The sequence below is a fragment of the Micromonospora sp. 050-3 genome (assembly GCF_046549335.1).
Lineage (GTDB): Bacteria > Actinomycetota > Actinomycetes > Mycobacteriales > Micromonosporaceae > Micromonospora > Micromonospora trifolii.
The window spans coordinates 430,185-445,417 of the sequence record NZ_JAJPVX010000003.1 but is presented as its reverse complement, the minus strand read 5'-3'; the positions used below and the strand labels follow the sequence as shown (position 1 = coordinate 445,417).

Genomic DNA, 15,233 nt, shown 5'->3' with positions numbered 1-15,233 from the left:
TTTCCTCCTTGGTGCCCTAGGCACTTTAAGGTACCTACTTTCTCATAGTGCCGATGATTCGTACGGTCGTGGTGATCACGAAATCCCACGAAGGAGACGGCGATGCGCGCAGTCAGCTATGACAAGTTCGGAGGGCCGGAGGTCCTGCACGTGGCCGAGGTGCCGGTGCCCGAGGCCGGCCCGGGGCAGGTGCGGGTGCGGGTCGCCGCGTCGGTCGTACACCCGGTCGATCTGATGGTCCGCTCCGGGCGGTTCCCGGCCCCGTTGCCGACCGGCCTGCCGTACACGCCCGGCTGGGACGTCGCCGGCAGCGTCGACGCGGTCGGCCCGTCGGTCGACGAGTTCTCGATCGGCGACGAGGTCATCGGCTTCTCGCCGTGGCTGCAAACCACTGCCGGCGCCCACGCCGAATACGTACTCCTCGACGCCGCCTGGCTGACCCCCGCGCCCGCCGGCGTCCCCGCCACCGAGGCGGCGACGCTGCCGACCAATGGCCTCGCCGCCGCCCAGGCACTCGACCTGCTCGCGCTCCCGGCGGGTTCCACGGTGCTCGTCACCGGCGCCGCCGGGCAGGTCGGCGGGTTCGTTCTGGCGCTGGCCCGGGCGACCGGTCTGCACGCCACGGGACTCGCCGGGGCCGGCGACCGCGAGTTCGTCGAGTCGCTTGGCGCGGCGTTCCTGTCGCGCGACGACGATCCGACGGGGACGTTCGACGCGGTCGTCGACCTGGCGGTGATCGGGGCCTCGCTGCTGGACCTCATTCGGGACGGCGGCGGCTACGTGGCCGCGTCGCCTCCGCTGCGCCCGGAGCCGGTGCGGGGAATCCGGACCTTCGCGCTGGAGGTGCTACCGGACGGAACCCGGTTGGGCGAACTGGTCAAACTCCTCACCAGCGGCGACATCCCGCTCCGGGTCGCTGACGTGTACCCCTTCGCCGACGCGGCAGCGGCCCACGAGCGGCTGGCCCAGGGCGGCGTCCGCGGCGGTGTGGTGATCGTCCCCTGATCGGCGGCGGAAGCTCGATGAGAGGCTTGCATCTCAAGCCGCTTGAGATCGCAGGGGTGGTACGGATAACCGCACCCGTACCGTGCGGGCCACCCGGATGTCCGTGCCGCCGCCAGCGCCGAGGCTGGAACGCATGGACAACGTGGTGGAACTCGACGGGGTGACCCGCATCTACGGCTCGCGCCGCCGGCCGGTCGCCGCTCTTCGCAGCGTCTCACTCGCGGTGGCGGCCGGCACGTTCGTGGCGGTGATGGGCTCGACCGGATCGGGCAAGAGCACGCTGTTGCAGTGCGCGGCCGGGCTGGACCGGCCGACGTCGGGCCGGGTCCGGCTGGTCGGCCGGGACGTCACGCGGATGCGCGAGGGTGCGCTGACCCGGCTGCGCCGCGACCGGGTGGGTTTCGTTTTCCAGTCGTACAACTTGCTGTCGGAACTGACGGTGCGGCAGAACGTGCTGCTGCCCCGTCGGCTGGGTGGTCCGCGCCCGCGCCCGCTCGACGAGGTGCTGGCCGAGGTTGGGCTGTCCGGGATGGCTGGCCGGTCGGTCGGTGAGTTGTCCGGTGGCCAGCGCCAGCGGGTCGCCATTGCCCGTGCGTTGGCTGGCCGTCCCGCCGTGGTGTTCGCGGATGAGCCGACCGGGGCGTTGGACCCGACCACCGGTGGGCAGATTTTGCAGTTGTTCCGTAGCGGGGTCGACCGGGCCCGGGTGACGGTGGTGATGGTCACCCACGACCCGGCGGCAGCGGCCTGGAGTGACCGGCTCATCCTGCTGCGCAACGGCGAGGTGGTGGCGGACGGCCCGACGCCCGATTCGACAAGCATCGCGGAGCGGCTGGCCGCCACCGTGACCGACCCGGTGGTGGCCCGGTGAACGCGGGGCTGACCAGGCAGGCGTTACGCAAGCAGCCGTGGGCCTTCGCTGGACCGTTCGTCACGCAGTGCCTGGCCGCCGCGCTGGTGTCCGGAGCGCTCGGCGCCAGTTCCTCGATGTCCGGTGCGCGGTTGGACCCGGCCGCACGGCAGGCGCTGACCGAGAGCTCGCTTCCCGAGATGGCCGCGCTGTTCGTGGTGATGTCGGTGTACCTGACCGCGTTGATCGTCGGGTTGACCATGACGTCGTCGATCGCCCGGCAGGGCCGGGACATCGCGCTGGTGCGGGCGGTCGGTGCCACCCCTGGCCGGGTGCGCCGCGCGGTGGCGGCCCAGGCGGCTGCGGTGGCGGTGCCGGCGACACTGCTCGGTGTGCCGCTCGGTGCCCTGCTCGCCCGCGCCTGGTTGGCGGGGCTCACCGGGCACGGGGCGATCCCACCCGGCGTGACGTTCCACAATTCGGCTGCGGCACTGCCCGCCGCGTTGGGCATCACCGTCGGGGCGTCGCTGGTTGGCGCGCTGGTCGCCGCGATACGCCCAGCGCGAGTACGCCCCGCCGCCGCGCTGACCGAGACGGCCGTCCCGCGGCGTCGGATCAGCATTGTGCGTACCGCGATCGGGGTGGTGCTCGTGGCTGGCGGCGTGGTGCTGTCGGTCCTGATCGCGAAGGGCGACCCGGCGAAGGCTGGTGAGTTGGGCTTCTTCACGATGCTGGCGATGTGCGTAGGGGTCGGCTTCCTCGGTCCGGTCCTGCTGCGGCTGGTCGCCCCGCTGGCGCGACTGTTCGGGGGTACCGGGGCGCTGGCCGCGGACAACCTCGCGGTGCGATCCAAGGCGCTGTCCGGCGCCCTGGTACCGCTGGTCCTCGCGATCGCGTTCGCCACGGTGAAGGTGGTCACGCACACCACGTCCGTGTACGTGCGCGCCGCGCCCGACCCACCGGCACAGGTGTGGACGGAGTACTCCGGTACCGCCGTCTACGTCGCTTTCGCCGCGGTCGCCGCGGTGAACACGCTGGTGACCGTGCTGCTGGCCCGACGTCGGGAGCTTGCGGTGACCCGGCTGGTCGGCGCGAGCAGGACGCGGGCGCTGGCCGTGGTCGTCTGCGAAGCTCTGATGGTGACAGTGACCGCGCTGGCGGTGGGTACAGTGGTCGCGATGGTCACCGTGGTGCCGATGCTGCACGGCATGCTGGGCACGTGGATGCCGTACCTGCCGACCGGGCAGCTGATCGTCGGCCTGGCCGCGGTGATCGGCCTGGTCCTGCTGGGCACCGTGGTGCCGGCGCTGGTCGCGATGCGCCGCCCGGCGGTGGAGTCGCTGGCGGTGGACCCGTGAGGTCGGTCGTCAGCAGCGTCCTGCGCGCGCCGGTGGCCGCCCGCACCTGGAGTGAGGTCGGGTACGCGGTCACCGGCGCGGTACTGGCCGTGCCGACGTTCGTGATCGCACTGCTGGGGCTGGTGTTCTCCGCGCTGTCGCTGCTGACGATCGGGCTACCGCTGCTGACAGGTGTACTGGTGCTGGCCCGGCTGACCGTGCGGTACTTCCGTGGGCCGGCCCGGCTGTTCCTCGGCTGGAGTTGGCCGAACCCGCCGCCCGTACGCCGTCGCGGGCCGGGCCCTGTGCGCTGGGCCGGCGCGGTGCTGACCGACGCCAGCGCTTGGAAGGCCCTCGCGTACTGCTTCGCCCGGCTGCCGCTGATGACCGCGGCCGCCTACCTCGGCGGGGTCCTCATCGTCGGAGGGCTGCTGGGAATCACCTATCCCCTGTGGATGAACAGGTTTCCGCAGGATTCGCCGTGGGGCGGGCCCTGGGGTCTGGCCGCGCAGGGGTTGGCCGCGCTGCTGGCGTTTCCGTGGTACTTCCGGCTGATCGTGTGGCTGGACCGGCGGTTGGTGGGGGCGCTGCTGGAGCCGGGCCCGGAGCGAGCCCGGATAGCGGCGCTGGAGGCCAGCCGGGCCGCCTTGCGGGCGGACGCGGCCGCGCTGCTGCGCCGGGTGGAGCGGGACCTGCACGACGGTACGCAGGCCCGGCTGGTCGCGCTGGGCGTGGCGCTGTCGCGCATCGAGCGGCGAGCCGGCGAGCCGGAACTGCGGGCGCTGGTGACGCAGGCCCAGGGTGCGGTGGTGGAGGCGCTGACCGAATTGCGGGACATCGTTCGGGGCATTCACCCGCCCGCGCTGGACGCCGGCCTGAGCACGGCGATCGAGACGCTGGCCGCGCGCAGCGCGGTGCCCGTCGACGTGCACGTGGACCTGCCCCAGCGACCAACGCCCGAAATGGAGTCGGCGCTCTATTTCAGCGCCGCCGAACTGCTCACCAACGTGGCAAAGCACGCCGGGTCCAGCCGGATCCGGCTGGACCTTCGCGCGCTGGGTGGCGTGCTACGCCTGACTGTCACCGACGACGGGCGCGGCGGGGCGAGGCCGGGGAGCACGGGTACCGGCCTGGCGGGGCTGGTCCGGCGGGCCGAGTCGCTGGACGGCGCGCTGCGGGTGGACAGCCCACCCGGCGGGCCGACGACCATCACCGTGGAGTTGCCATGCGAGTAGTGATCGCCGAGGACAACCCGTTGCTGCGCGACGGGATCAGATTGCTACTGACCGATCACGGCATCACCGTCGTGTCGACGGTGGACAACGGTGAAGACCTGCTGGCGGCGGTCGGCGAGCACCGGCCGGAGGCGGCGGTGGTCGACGTGCGAATGCCACCGACCTTCACCGACGAAGGCTTGCGTGCGGCACTGGCGATCCGAGCGAGGTACCCGGAGACCGGCGTGCTGGTCTTCTCACAGTGGGTGGAAACCCGGTACGCGCGGCAGCTGATCGCCGAGCACCCCGGGCGGGTCGGGTATCTGTTGAAGGACCGCATCGTCAGCACCGACGACTTCGTCGACGCGCTGCGAAGGGTGGCCGCCGGCGGGACAGCACTGGACCCGGAGGTGGTGCGGCAGTTGCTGGCGGCGCCGGCGGTGGACGCGGGCGTCGCCCGCCTCAGCGAGCGGGAACGAGAGGTCCTGGGGATGCTGGCCGAGGGCCGGTCCAACGCTGCCATCTGCGAGTCGCTGCACCTCGCCCCGCGCAGCGTGGAGAAGCACGTGACAGCCATCTTCACCAAGCTGGACCTACCCCAGGCGCGGACCGACCACCGGCGGGTACTGGCCGTGCTGCGCTACCTGAACGCGGCGCGCTGAGCCCAGCGGGAGCGCAACCTCCAGCGTGCGCTCTGCCCGCATGTCGATGCAGGTAACGGACGGTGTCGAGCCTGGCCACGCCAACGCGCAAGCCGCTCGCGAACCCGGGCCGTGGGAGCTGACCTTCCGGGATGCTTCGACGTCCAAGGCGACGCTCGACCAGTAAAATACCTCGCCCGAATAGCACGCTCTGCTGATGACAACGCACTCGATGGGGCTGCGGCCAATCCCGAATCTGGTCCTCGGCGTGCCCAGGTGACATCCACCCCTTTGAAGGAGCCCGGCATGAGTAGCCCACGCGAAACCTTCCTCCGGCTGGTGAACGGTGTCTGCGCCGGTCCGTACGATGACTTGGCTGACCTGTACGCCGAACAAACCCATGTCACGCATCCGTTCCACCCGCTCAACCCGCCTCCGCTGCTCAGCCGCAGCGAGCTGCACGAGCACTTCACCGCGCCACCTCCGGTCGCCCGGACGCTGAACCGTAAGCCGGTCGACGTGACGATTCATGAAACCGCCGACCCGGAGGTGATTGTCGCCGAGTTCGCCTATCAGGGGCGGGTCAACGAGACAGGCGAGGCGTTCACGGTGCCGTGTGTCTTCGTGATGCGCATCCGCGACGGGCTCATCATCGAGTCCCGGGACTACATCGACCACATCTCCAGTGCGCGGGCCTGGGGTCAACTCGACAGTCTGCTGGCCGCGCTTCGTCCGCAGGAAAGCACCATCATTGAAAGTGCAGCCCAGCCCTGATTCAAGTCCGACGTCCTGCGCACGGTTCTGCCGCAATGGCCTGAAGAGCTCACGCGCGTCCACGTCTCCGGTCATCTCGCTTCAGCTCGTCGCCGGGGCCACAGGCAGCACATTGCTCGCGGCGGCGGAGGTAGTAGGCGTAGGCCGCGACACCGAGCGCGACCGCCCATATCGGCCACAGTGCGTGGATACCAACCAGCCACGGCTGCGCCCCGAGTTCGCCGAAAAGGATGTCGGTGTTGCTGAGCAGACCCAACCCGGCCGACATGATCAACACAGCGATCACCATGGCCGGGATCACCGCCAGGCGCACCGGCACCCGCCTCCCCCCGAGCCGGAAGACCCACCGAGGGAACACCTCTCCCCAGTGCTGCACAAGTCCCAGCGTCAGCCCCGCCCCGATCACGGCAAAGGTGGCCAGTGCACCACCGCGCCACCGACCGTCGGTGTCCAGCAGATGCCGCATCGCCGCGTCATTGATACCGAGTGGAACACCGGCCATCCAGGCGTACCGGGTGGCCGCGAACAGCAGTGGCACGGCGATCGCCACGGCTGTCGCCCATCGACCCACCGTGGCCACGGGCGTGGACGGTCCGGTGCGGGGATGCACCCGGCCGCACGTGACGCAGGCGCCCCGGCTGCCGCGCTGCCAACGCACCATCCTGATGGCCACCAGCACTCCTGCGAACACACTGACGCCCTGCCAGGCTATCGGCGCGGTGACGATCGAGCTGTAATCGACGTCCGGCCAGCCGAACGGCGCTCCCAGAACGAGCATCGGCAGGTAGGCGACCAGGGCCAGGAGCCGGATGTCGGGCACCACAAACAGCAGCACAACCACCGCCGTCCAACCCAGCGCGAGCATCGAAGCCCGACCCGCGCCCGAACGCGCGGCACGTTGACCCCCCGTCCCGAGCATGATCAGCACCGACACGAACAGAATGCTCGCCAACAGTGCTGCACCGATCCCCGCCGGAACGGCACGGATCAGCGACATGTCATCGACCGGGTCGTTGGGTCCGAACGGATAGCCCTGCCCGGTTACCGCGCACAGGAACGCCAACATGGCCAGACCACCGGTGACGATCGCAGCGGCGTCGCCGTACCGGTCCCGGGTCCGGACACGGCCAGGACGGTCCGCCGCGGTCACAGCGTGTCCCCGGGCAACGGAGCGTGATTGTTGCCGGTTCGGCGTTCCAGGAGGTGCAGAGCACCGGCGATCGCCAGGACTGGCCCGGCGAGCAGCGCACCCAACTGGGTGAGCCCGTTCAGGGCGGTGACGTTGTCCGACTCGGGCGCGCCGAGCACCACCGCCAGGAGGGTCAGCATCGCGTATCCGAACATCGCGCCTGTACCGATCCAGGTGAGCACCAGCCCCACCCGCGTGCGGCTGCCACTCGCAGGCCAGCGCAGCATGAGCAGCACGCCGGCGGCAGCGGACACCGCCATCACCCCGTTCACCACCTCACCCGAGCGAGCCGTGTACTCCCAACCCTCCTGGTAGGCACCCGTGAAAGCGCCTTCCGCGCTGAACGCCATCACCAGGTGAGCGACCGCGACCGCCCCAGCAGCGGTGCCACCCGCCCAGGCGAGCACCACCTGCAGACCACGGGTCGCGCCGGTCCCGGCGGCCGGAGGCCGGTCGAAGATGTACGACCAGCGCGTTCGCGCGTACGCGACGAAGGCGGCACCCAGCAGCAGGCCCTGCAACGCGAACGACGTGTAGACCACCACATAGACCCACGGGGCCACGAGTCCACCGGCAAGACTCACTTCCCGGCCACCGGTTATCGCGCCGGCCAACGCCCCATTGACCACCTCGATCACGGCCGGCATCAGCAGCCCGGTCCCGACCCAGACCGGCGCCAGCACCAGCCACACCGGCAACCGCATCCCCCAGCGGTGTGTGAAGGCCAACGCGACAAGGATGGCCACAACGTCCATCGTCGCGGTGACGACGTTCGGCCCGACGAAGTCCGCTCCACGCGCCGGCGAACCCTCAGGCACGCCGACCATCACCCCGCCGATCCACAGCACCTTCAGCAACAGATACGGCAGCACCGCAACGACAACCCCGTAGCCGACCATCAACCGGGTCACCCGCGCCCGACGTGACCGGTCGACAACCGGCCCGTCCGCACCAGAATTACGCAACGAAACATCGACAGCCATAGGCCGATGATCCGTGTCGACGGGGCGGCACTCCTCCCCACCTGAAGCGAACTCTCTCCCTCTACCGAGGGAGCGCCGGCTGTCCGAGTACCACGGCGCGATTCAACTCCTGGTCGAGCCCACCCGCCGACGGTTACGCAGCCCTCAAGAGCGGATTGAAGCGAGGAACTGGGTGGTGGCTTCGATGAGCAGGCTGCGGGTGCCAGGTTCGGAGCCGCTGTGGCCCGCGTTCTCCACGATGTGGAACGTCGCCTCAGGCCAGACCCGATGCAGGTCCCAGGCTTGGTTCGGCGGCGTCTTGATGTCGTAACGGCCGTTCACGATGACCGTCGGGATGTGTCGAATGCGGTCGACGCCCGCCAGGAGACCTTCCGGCGGGAGGAAGCCGCCGTTGCTGATGTAGTGGTGTGTGATGCGGGCGAACGCCAGCAGGCTGCTGTCGTCGATGCCGGGCGGCGTCATCGGCAGCAGAGTGTTGGCCGAGAGCTCCCAGCTCATCCAGGCGCGGGCCGCCGGGCCGTGTACCGCGGGGTCAGGGTCGGTGATGCGGCGGCCATAGGCGCCGACAAGATCGTCTTGTTCCGTCACCGGGATCGCAGCACGAAATGCCGCCCACTCGGCGGGGAACAGGTGCGCTGCGCCCGCCGGGGTGAACGCCCATGCCTCGTCTGACCTGCGAACCAGCCACACGCCACGGAGCACGAGTTCGGTGACCCGCTCAGGATGGGCCTGCGCGTAGGCCAGGCCGAGGGTGCTGCCCCAACTGCCGCCGAAGACGAGCCAACGCTCGATCCCCAGGTGCTCGCGTAGTTGCTCAATGTCCGCCACCAGGTGCGGAGTGGTGTTGTGTTCCAGTGACGTCTTCGGGTCGCCAGCGAAGGGCCGGCTGCGACCGCAGTTTCGCTGGTCGAACAGCACGACCCGGTAGCCGGACGGGTCGAAGTACCGCCGATTGTCCGGGAGCAGGCCACCGCCGGGGCCGCCGTGCAGGAACACTGCGGGTTTGCCGCCGGGATTCCCGCACAGTTCCCAGTAGACCTCATTACCGTGGCCGACGCTGAGCATCCCGGAGTCGTACGGCTCGATGGGCGTATACCAGTCCATGACAGAAGGGTCCCCTCCCGACGACGTTGTCGGGAGGGGACCCTTCTGGTCTGCGGTGTGACTTACGGCTTGACGTGCGCGTTCACGAACGACGGGTAGCCGAAGACGCTGGAGATGAAGATCCCGCCGGCCTTGGACCCGTGCACGTTGTAGGCCACGTCGACGAAGAGCGGCACCACCGGCGCGTGCTCCTTCATGATCCGCTCGTCGAGCTTGGCCCATTCCGGACCCTGCTCGGCCGCGGGCAGCGCCGAGATGCGGTCCATCTCGGTGTTGATCGCCGGGTCGTTGAAGTAGGCCTGGTTGCTGTTGCCCTCGGCCTTGATGGTGCGGCCGTCGTAGAGCACCGGCAGGATCGAGGCTCCGCTCGGCCAGTCCGCCGCCCAGTTACCGATGTACAGGTCCCAGGGGTTGTTCTTCTTCTTGATCTCGTCGAGCTTCGCGTCGTCGGAGATGTTCCGCAGCGTGATCTTGAAGCCGGCTCGCTCCAGGTTGGCCTTGAGCTGGGCGCCCTGCTGCTGCTCGACGGAGTTGTCGGCGACACCGAGGACCAGCTCGGGCGTCTTCCCGCCGAGCAGCTCCTTGACCTTGTCGACGTTGCCGTTGGCACCCGCCGGGTACGTGTCGTACGCCTTGTAGCCGATGGTGGCCGGCGGCATGAGCGTGGTCAGCGGCGCGGCGACGGTCTGCCCGCCCATGGCCTTGATGAGGCCCTCGCGGTCGATGGCGTAGTTGAGCGCCTGCCGCACCTTCAGGTCGGTGACCCGCTGGTTGTTGATGACCAACTGGTTGGCGCTCGGGGTCGGCGAGAGGATCGTCCGTGACTTGAGGGCGGCGTCCCCGGCGACCTTGGCGACCAGCGAGGCGGGCACGGTGTTGAAGGCGAGCGCGCTCTGGTCAGCGCCGTTGTCGGCGATCACCCGGTTGTTGGCGGCGTCCGCGGTCGGGCCGAAGCTCCAGACGAACTGGTCCGGGTACTGGTGCCGGACCGGGTCGGTGTTCGGGTCCCAGTTGGTGTTGCGGTCCAGGGTGATCTGCACGCCGACCTGGTTCTTGGCGACCTTGTACGGGCCGGACGAGAACGGCTGCTTGTCCAGGTCGACGCCGGTGTCCTTGTCGGCGGGCAGCGGCGCGGTGGTCGGCAGCGAGACCGCGAACGGCAGGTCACAGCGGGGCTTGGCGAACTCGAAGCGCAGCGTCTTGGCGTCCGGCGTGCTCAGGCCGGGCGGCAGGGACGTCTTGTTCTTCTTGAAGTCCCACTTGGTGTCGAACTGCGCGGTGTCGGCCAGCCACTCCTGGATGTAGGTCGGGCCGCCGGACAGGTCCGGGTCGAAGGACCGGGCAATGCCGTACGCGATCTCCTTGGAGGTGATCGGCCGTCCGTCCTCGAACTTCACCCCGTCCTTGACGGTGAATTCCCAGACCTTGCAATCGTTGTTGACGTTCTTGCCCGGCGTCTCAGCCAGGTCGCCCACCAGGACCAGGCCGCCCTTGCCGTCGTCCTTCCAGGTGGTCAGGTAGCGGGCGAAGAGCGGGTTGGCCATCAGACCGGCGAACGAGTACGTCCGCTGCGGGTCGAGGTGGGAGATCGGCGACTCCCGGATGATGGTGAAGGTGCCGCCCTTCGCAGCTCCGCTCACCTCGGCCGCCGGCCCCTGCGAGTCCTTGGGGTCGGTCGCGATGACCCCGGTCTGCTGCCGTTCGTTGTCGACAGTGGTGCCGTCGCCCGTGTTCTTCGAGCACGCACCCAATGCCACAACCAGAGCGATCGCGCCGCCCGCGGCAAACGCCACGCGTGGTCTCATGAAGTACCCCCTTCACCCATGTGCCGTGCGGTTTCGTCGGGGCGAGAACCGCCGACGTCCCGAGGATCGTATGGAAGAAAACCTACGAGTTGTGTAACAGTTGTCGATAAATTTCGCCATCGGTGGGCGCGCCGGACACCCTTTCGCTCAGCGCAGCCGCACCCGGGGGTCGATGGCCGCGTAGAGCAGGTCCACCAGCACGTTCGCCAACACCACGAAGACGGCGGCGATCAGCACTGTGGCCATGATGGTGGGCAGGTCGCCCGAGCGCACCGCGTCCACCGCCGTACGCCCCAACCCCTGGATGCCGAACGTCGTCTCGGTGATCACCGTCCCGCCCAGCGCCCCGCCCACGTCCAGCCCGGCGATGGTCACCACCGGGGTGATCGCCGCACGCAGCGCGTGTCGCCCGTACACCTTTGGTTTGGCCAGGCCCTTGGCCCGCGCGGTCCGGACGAAGTCCTCCGACAGCGTCTCCAACATCTGCGCCCGCGACAGCCGGGCGTAGATGGCCGAGAAGAGGAAGGCCAGCGCCACCCAGGCCAGCACCAACCCGCTGGCCCACTTCGCCGGGTTGTCGAAGATGGAGGTGTAGCTCGGCACGGGCAACAGCCGCAGGTTGTAGACGAACACCAGCAGCAGCACAGCGCCCACGAAGTACAGCTGCAACGAGGCGCCGGTCAGCGAGAAGCCGATCGCCAGCCGGTCCAGCCAGGTGCCCCGGCGCAGCGCGGACACCATGCCGAGCCCCACGCCGAGCAGCAACCAGAGGATGGCCGCCGGGATCACGATGCTCAGCGTCACCGGCAACACCCGGGCGATGGTGTCCGAGACGGCCTCGTTGGTGACGTACGACCAGCCCAGGCAGGGCGCGTCGCACCGGCCACCCTGGGCGCTGCCCAGGTCCCGACCGGTCACGATGCCCTTCATGTAGCCGGCGTACTGGCTGACCAGCGGGTCGTTGAGGCCCAGGTCGTCGCGGACCCGCTCCAGCCGCTCCGGGTTGCAGTTCTTCGAGCAGATGCTGCCGACCGGGTCGCGCGGCAGGGCGAAGAACATCAGGAAGGTCAACACGCTCACCGCGAAGAGGGTCAACGTCGCGGAGAAGAGTCGCTTGAGCAGAAATCGCGGCATGATTTTGACCCCTACCGGGACGACTTCGGATCGAGCGCGTCCCGCAACGCGTCGCCGAAGAGGTTGAAGGCGAACACCAGCGCGAAGATCGTGATGCCCGGGAAGAACACATACGCCGGGTCGGTCTGGAGGAAATCCAGACTGCGGTAGATCATTCGGCCGAAGCTCGGCGTCTCGTCGCTGAGGCCGACGCCGATGAACGACAGCGCCGCCTCGCTGGTGATGAACTGCGGCACCGCCAGGGAGAACGACACCAGGATCGGTGCCCAGATGTTCGGCAGCAATTGCCGGAAGAGCATGTGCCCCAGCCCGGCCCCGCTGGCCCGGGCCGCCTCCACGAACTCCCGCTCGCGCAGCGCGATCACCTGCCCGCGGACCAGCCGGGCCGTGCTGGTCCAGCCGAAGATGGCGAAGACGGCGATCAGCACCCCCACCCCGAAGGCGGACGACACCTGCCCCCGCTCACCGTAGAAGCGCAGCGTGATGGTGGGCGTGAGCGCCAGCGCGATGATCAGGAAGGGCATGGCCAGGGTCAGGTCGGTGATCCAGTTGATCACCGCGTCGAGCCAGCCGCCGAGGTAGCCGGCGAGCGCGCCCAGCACGATCCCGATCGTCGCGGTGATCAGGGCCGCCGCGAACGCGATGAACAGCGAGGTCCGCAGCCCGTAGATCAGCCGGATGAAGATGTCCCGGCCCAGCCCCGGCTCCAGGCCGAACCAGTGCCCACCGCTGACACCGCCGGCGTACCCCAGCGGCATGCCGAAGCCGTCCAGCATGTTCTGGAACTGCTCCCGCGGGCCGATCCCGTAGGCCATCTCGATCAGCGGGGCGGCCAACCCCAACAGCAGGAAGAAGATCAGGAGTACGCCGCTGACCATCGCCGTCCGGTCGCGGCGCAGCCGCAGCCAGGCGAGCTGACCGGGTGAGCGGCCGACGACGCCCTTCACGGCGGGCCCGCCCGGGTCCGTGCCGGACTCGATCTCGGCCAGCGCCACACCCTCCACCGGGGAGAGACTCACGACGACACCTCCTCGGTGACCTGGGCAGTCGACTCCGGGCCCGTGCTGGCCGCTTCCCCTTCGGGGCCCGTGCTGCCCGCTTCCCCTTCGGGGAAGTGGCACGCGGTGGCCTGGTTGCCGCCGTCGCGCGGGACCAGCGCGGGTTCCTCGGTGGCGCAGATGTCCTGCGCCTTCCAGCAGCGGGTACGGAACCGGCAGCCCGACGGCGGGTCCAGCGGGGTGGGCACGTCACCGGTCAGCCGGATCCGACCCGCCGGGCCGAGCTGGGTGACGTCCGGAATCGCCGAGAGCAACGCCCGGGTGTACGGGTGCTGCGGGCGCTCGTAGATGTCCGCCCGGTCGCCGATCTCCACGATCCGACCCAGGTACATGACCGCGACCCGCTGGCAGAAGTGCCGGACCACGGCCAGGTCGTGCGCGATGAACACGAAGGCCAGACCAAGCTCGCGTTGCAGGTCGCGCAGCAGGTTGACGACCTGCGCCTGGATCGAGACGTCCAGCGCGCTCACCGGCTCGTCCGCGACGATCAGCTTCGGCCGCAGGGCAAGCGCGCGGGCGATGCCAATGCGCTGGCGTTGACCACCGGAGAACTCGTGCGGGTACCGGTTGTAGTGCTCCGGGTTCAGCCCGACCAGCTCCAGCAACTCCTGCACCCGGGCCTTGATCCCACCCGGCGGCTTGATCCCGTTGACCTGCAGCGGCATCGCCACGATCCGGCCCACTGTGTGCCGGGGGTTCAGCGAGGCGTACGGGTCCTGGAAGATGATCTGAAGTTCCTGGCGCAACGGGCGCAACTCGCGGCGGCCGGCGTGCGTGATGTCCCGCCCGTCGAACTCGATGCTGCCGCTGGTCGGTTCCAGCAGCCGCACCAGCATCCGACCGGTGGTGGTCTTGCCGCAGCCCGACTCCCCCACCAGGCCGAGCGTCTCGCCCGGGCGCACGTCGAAGTCGAGCCCGTCGACCGCCCGCACCAGACCGGTGGCGCGCAGCCCCTGGCGTACCGGGAAGTGCTTGCTCAGGCCGCGTACCCGCAGCAGTGGTTCATCGGTCATCTCCACGGTCCTCCGTTCGGGACTGCGGTACTCCGCTGCGCTGCGTTCCTCGCCCTCACACAGCCACCCCCACTCGTGCGACGTCCTCGGCGTAGAACGCGGCGCGCTCCTCGGCACTCAGGTGGCAGGCGACCAGGTGACCGGCCGAATCACCCTCCCCCGCCGGGCGCAGCTCGGGGACCTCGGTGCGGGAGCGGCTGCCGGCGCGGTCCGCGTACCGGCAGCGTGGGTGGAACGCGCAGCCCGGCGGAAGGTTGATCAGGCTGGGCGGGTTGCCGGGGATGGGCACCAGGTCCGCGTCCGCGTCGCCGTGCAGCGACGGCACGCTGGAGAGCAACCCCCAGGTGTACGGATGCTGCGGCGCCCGGAGCACCTGCTCGACGCTGCCCCGCTCGACGGCCCGCCCGCCGTACATGACCAGCACGTCGTCGGCGACCTGGCCGACCACGCCGAGGTCGTGGGTGATCAGGATGATCGCGGAGTGGAACTCGGCCTGGAGGTCGGCGAGCAGGTCCAGGATCTGCGCCTGCACTGTGACGTCCAGTGCGGTGGTCGGCTCGTCGGCGATCAGCAGCGCCGGGTCGTTGACCAGGGACATCGCGATCATCGCCCGCTGGCGCATGCCACCGGAGAACTCGTGCGGGTACTGGTCGAAGCGGCGCGCCGGCTGCGGAATGCCGACCCGGTCCAACATGTCGACCGCCCGTTGGCGGGCCTCGCGCCGGTTGGCCTTCGGGTGGTGCACCCGGTACGCCTCGGCGATCTGCCGGCCCACCGTGTAGTAGGGGTGCAGCGCCGACAGTGGATCCTGGAAGATCATCGCCATGTCGCGGCCGCGCAGCCGGCGTACCTCCTCGTCGCCGAGACCGACCACCTGCCGGCCACCCACGGAGATCTCCCCGGTGATGGTGGTCCGTTTCTGGTCGTGCAGGCCGAGGATCGCCAGCGAGGTGACGCTCTTGCCGGAGCCGGACTCCCCGACGATGCCGAGGGTGCGGCCCCGCTCGACGGCGAACGACACCCCGTCGACAGCGCGCACCACGCCGTCCTCGGTGTCGAACCGGACCCGAAGGTCATTCACCCGCAGGTAGGCGTCCTGGTCGGAGCGCTGCGCCGGCACGGCGGG

Annotated in this window: 14 protein-coding genes; 6 read left to right on the top strand and 8 right to left on the bottom strand. The window is 69.6% G+C overall.

Annotated features, from left to right (window positions below; genetic code table 11):
* The first annotated feature begins 102 nt into the window (after positions 1–102).
* The 6 genes from ACLJOK_RS30140 (at position 103) to ACLJOK_RS30115 (ending at position 5,821) form a co-directional block, all read left to right on the top strand.
* On the top strand, positions 103–1,005 hold the full coding sequence (locus ACLJOK_RS30140) for an NADP-dependent oxidoreductase (protein ID WP_410821904.1): 903 nt from the start codon (positions 103–105) through the stop codon (positions 1,003–1,005).
* 133 nt (positions 1,006–1,138) lie between these two features.
* A complete protein-coding gene (locus ACLJOK_RS30135; RefSeq protein WP_410821903.1) occupies positions 1,139–1,876 on the top strand; it encodes an ABC transporter ATP-binding protein in 738 nt (245 codons plus the stop codon).
* Entirely contained in the window at positions 1,873–3,213 is a 1,341-nt protein-coding gene (locus ACLJOK_RS30130) for an FtsX-like permease family protein (RefSeq protein WP_410821902.1), read from the top strand. Before ACLJOK_RS30135 ends, ACLJOK_RS30130 begins: the two co-directional genes overlap by 4 nt.
* A complete protein-coding gene (locus ACLJOK_RS30125; protein WP_410821901.1) occupies positions 3,210–4,427 on the top strand; it encodes a sensor histidine kinase in 1,218 nt (405 codons plus the stop codon). The genes ACLJOK_RS30130 and ACLJOK_RS30125 overlap by 4 nt, the downstream gene beginning before the upstream one ends.
* Positions 4,418–5,068, top strand: a complete 651-nt coding sequence (locus ACLJOK_RS30120; protein ID WP_410821900.1) for a response regulator — start codon at positions 4,418–4,420, stop codon at positions 5,066–5,068. The genes ACLJOK_RS30125 and ACLJOK_RS30120 overlap by 10 nt, the downstream gene beginning before the upstream one ends.
* A gap of 285 nt (positions 5,069–5,353) precedes the next feature.
* The gene (locus tag ACLJOK_RS30115) at positions 5,354–5,821 is read left to right on the top strand and encodes a nuclear transport factor 2 family protein (RefSeq protein WP_410821899.1); all 468 of its coding nucleotides are present in this window, start codon (positions 5,354–5,356) and stop codon (positions 5,819–5,821) included.
* A 49-nt stretch (positions 5,822–5,870) separates the two neighbouring features.
* Here ACLJOK_RS30115 and ACLJOK_RS30110 read toward each other — a convergent pair whose 3' ends face one another.
* The 8 genes from ACLJOK_RS30110 to ACLJOK_RS30075 all read right to left on the bottom strand — a co-directional run bounded on the left by ACLJOK_RS30110 (position 5,871) and on the right by ACLJOK_RS30075 (position 15,227).
* The gene (locus tag ACLJOK_RS30110; protein WP_410821898.1) at positions 5,871–6,971 is read right to left on the bottom strand and encodes a hypothetical protein; all 1,101 of its coding nucleotides are present in this window, start codon (positions 6,969–6,971) and stop codon (positions 5,871–5,873) included.
* Positions 6,968–7,993, bottom strand: coding sequence for a hypothetical protein (locus tag ACLJOK_RS30105; RefSeq protein WP_410821897.1), 1,026 nt, complete (start codon positions 7,991–7,993; stop codon positions 6,968–6,970). Before ACLJOK_RS30105 ends, ACLJOK_RS30110 begins: the two co-directional genes overlap by 4 nt.
* Positions 7,994–8,137: 144 nt before the next feature.
* A complete protein-coding gene (gene pip / locus ACLJOK_RS30100; RefSeq protein ID WP_410821896.1) occupies positions 8,138–9,097 on the bottom strand; it encodes a prolyl aminopeptidase in 960 nt (319 codons plus the stop codon).
* 62 nt (positions 9,098–9,159) lie between these two features.
* Positions 9,160–10,902 carry an ABC transporter substrate-binding protein gene (locus ACLJOK_RS30095; RefSeq protein ID WP_410821895.1) on the bottom strand — a complete coding sequence of 581 codons (1,743 nt, stop codon included), beginning with the start codon at positions 10,900–10,902 and terminating at the stop codon, positions 9,160–9,162.
* Between the two features lie 147 nt (positions 10,903–11,049).
* A complete protein-coding gene (locus ACLJOK_RS30090) occupies positions 11,050–12,036 on the bottom strand; it encodes an ABC transporter permease (RefSeq protein ID WP_410821894.1) in 987 nt (328 codons plus the stop codon).
* An 11-nt stretch (positions 12,037–12,047) separates the two neighbouring features.
* On the bottom strand, positions 12,048–13,055 hold the full coding sequence (locus ACLJOK_RS30085; protein ID WP_410821893.1) for an ABC transporter permease: 1,008 nt from the start codon (positions 13,053–13,055) through the stop codon (positions 12,048–12,050).
* On the bottom strand, positions 13,052–14,107 hold the full coding sequence (locus ACLJOK_RS30080) for an ABC transporter ATP-binding protein (RefSeq protein ID WP_410821892.1): 1,056 nt from the start codon (positions 14,105–14,107) through the stop codon (positions 13,052–13,054). Before ACLJOK_RS30080 ends, ACLJOK_RS30085 begins: the two co-directional genes overlap by 4 nt.
* 55 nt (positions 14,108–14,162) lie before the next feature.
* A complete protein-coding gene (locus tag ACLJOK_RS30075) occupies positions 14,163–15,227 on the bottom strand; it encodes an ABC transporter ATP-binding protein (protein WP_410822217.1) in 1,065 nt (354 codons plus the stop codon).
* Between the last annotated feature and the right edge of the window lie 6 nt (positions 15,228–15,233).

Coding starts and splice junctions, on each gene's coding strand:
- ACLJOK_RS30140 (WP_410821904.1), top strand. CDS start 103: ATGCGCGCAGTCAGCTATGACAAGTTCGGAGGGCCGGAGGTCCTGCAC.
- ACLJOK_RS30135 (WP_410821903.1), top strand. CDS start 1,139: ATGGACAACGTGGTGGAACTCGACGGGGTGACCCGCATCTACGGCTCG.
- ACLJOK_RS30120 (WP_410821900.1), top strand. CDS start 4,418: ATGCGAGTAGTGATCGCCGAGGACAACCCGTTGCTGCGCGACGGGATC.
- ACLJOK_RS30115 (WP_410821899.1), top strand. CDS start 5,354: ATGAGTAGCCCACGCGAAACCTTCCTCCGGCTGGTGAACGGTGTCTGC.
- ACLJOK_RS30105 (WP_410821897.1), bottom strand. CDS start 7,993: ATGGCTGTCGATGTTTCGTTGCGTAATTCTGGTGCGGACGGGCCGGTT.
- pip (WP_410821896.1), bottom strand. CDS start 9,097: ATGGACTGGTATACGCCCATCGAGCCGTACGACTCCGGGATGCTCAGC.
- ACLJOK_RS30095 (WP_410821895.1), bottom strand. CDS start 10,902: ATGAGACCACGCGTGGCGTTTGCCGCGGGCGGCGCGATCGCTCTGGTT.
- ACLJOK_RS30090 (WP_410821894.1), bottom strand. CDS start 12,036: ATGCCGCGATTTCTGCTCAAGCGACTCTTCTCCGCGACGTTGACCCTC.
- ACLJOK_RS30080 (WP_410821892.1), bottom strand. CDS start 14,107: ATGACCGATGAACCACTGCTGCGGGTACGCGGCCTGAGCAAGCACTTC.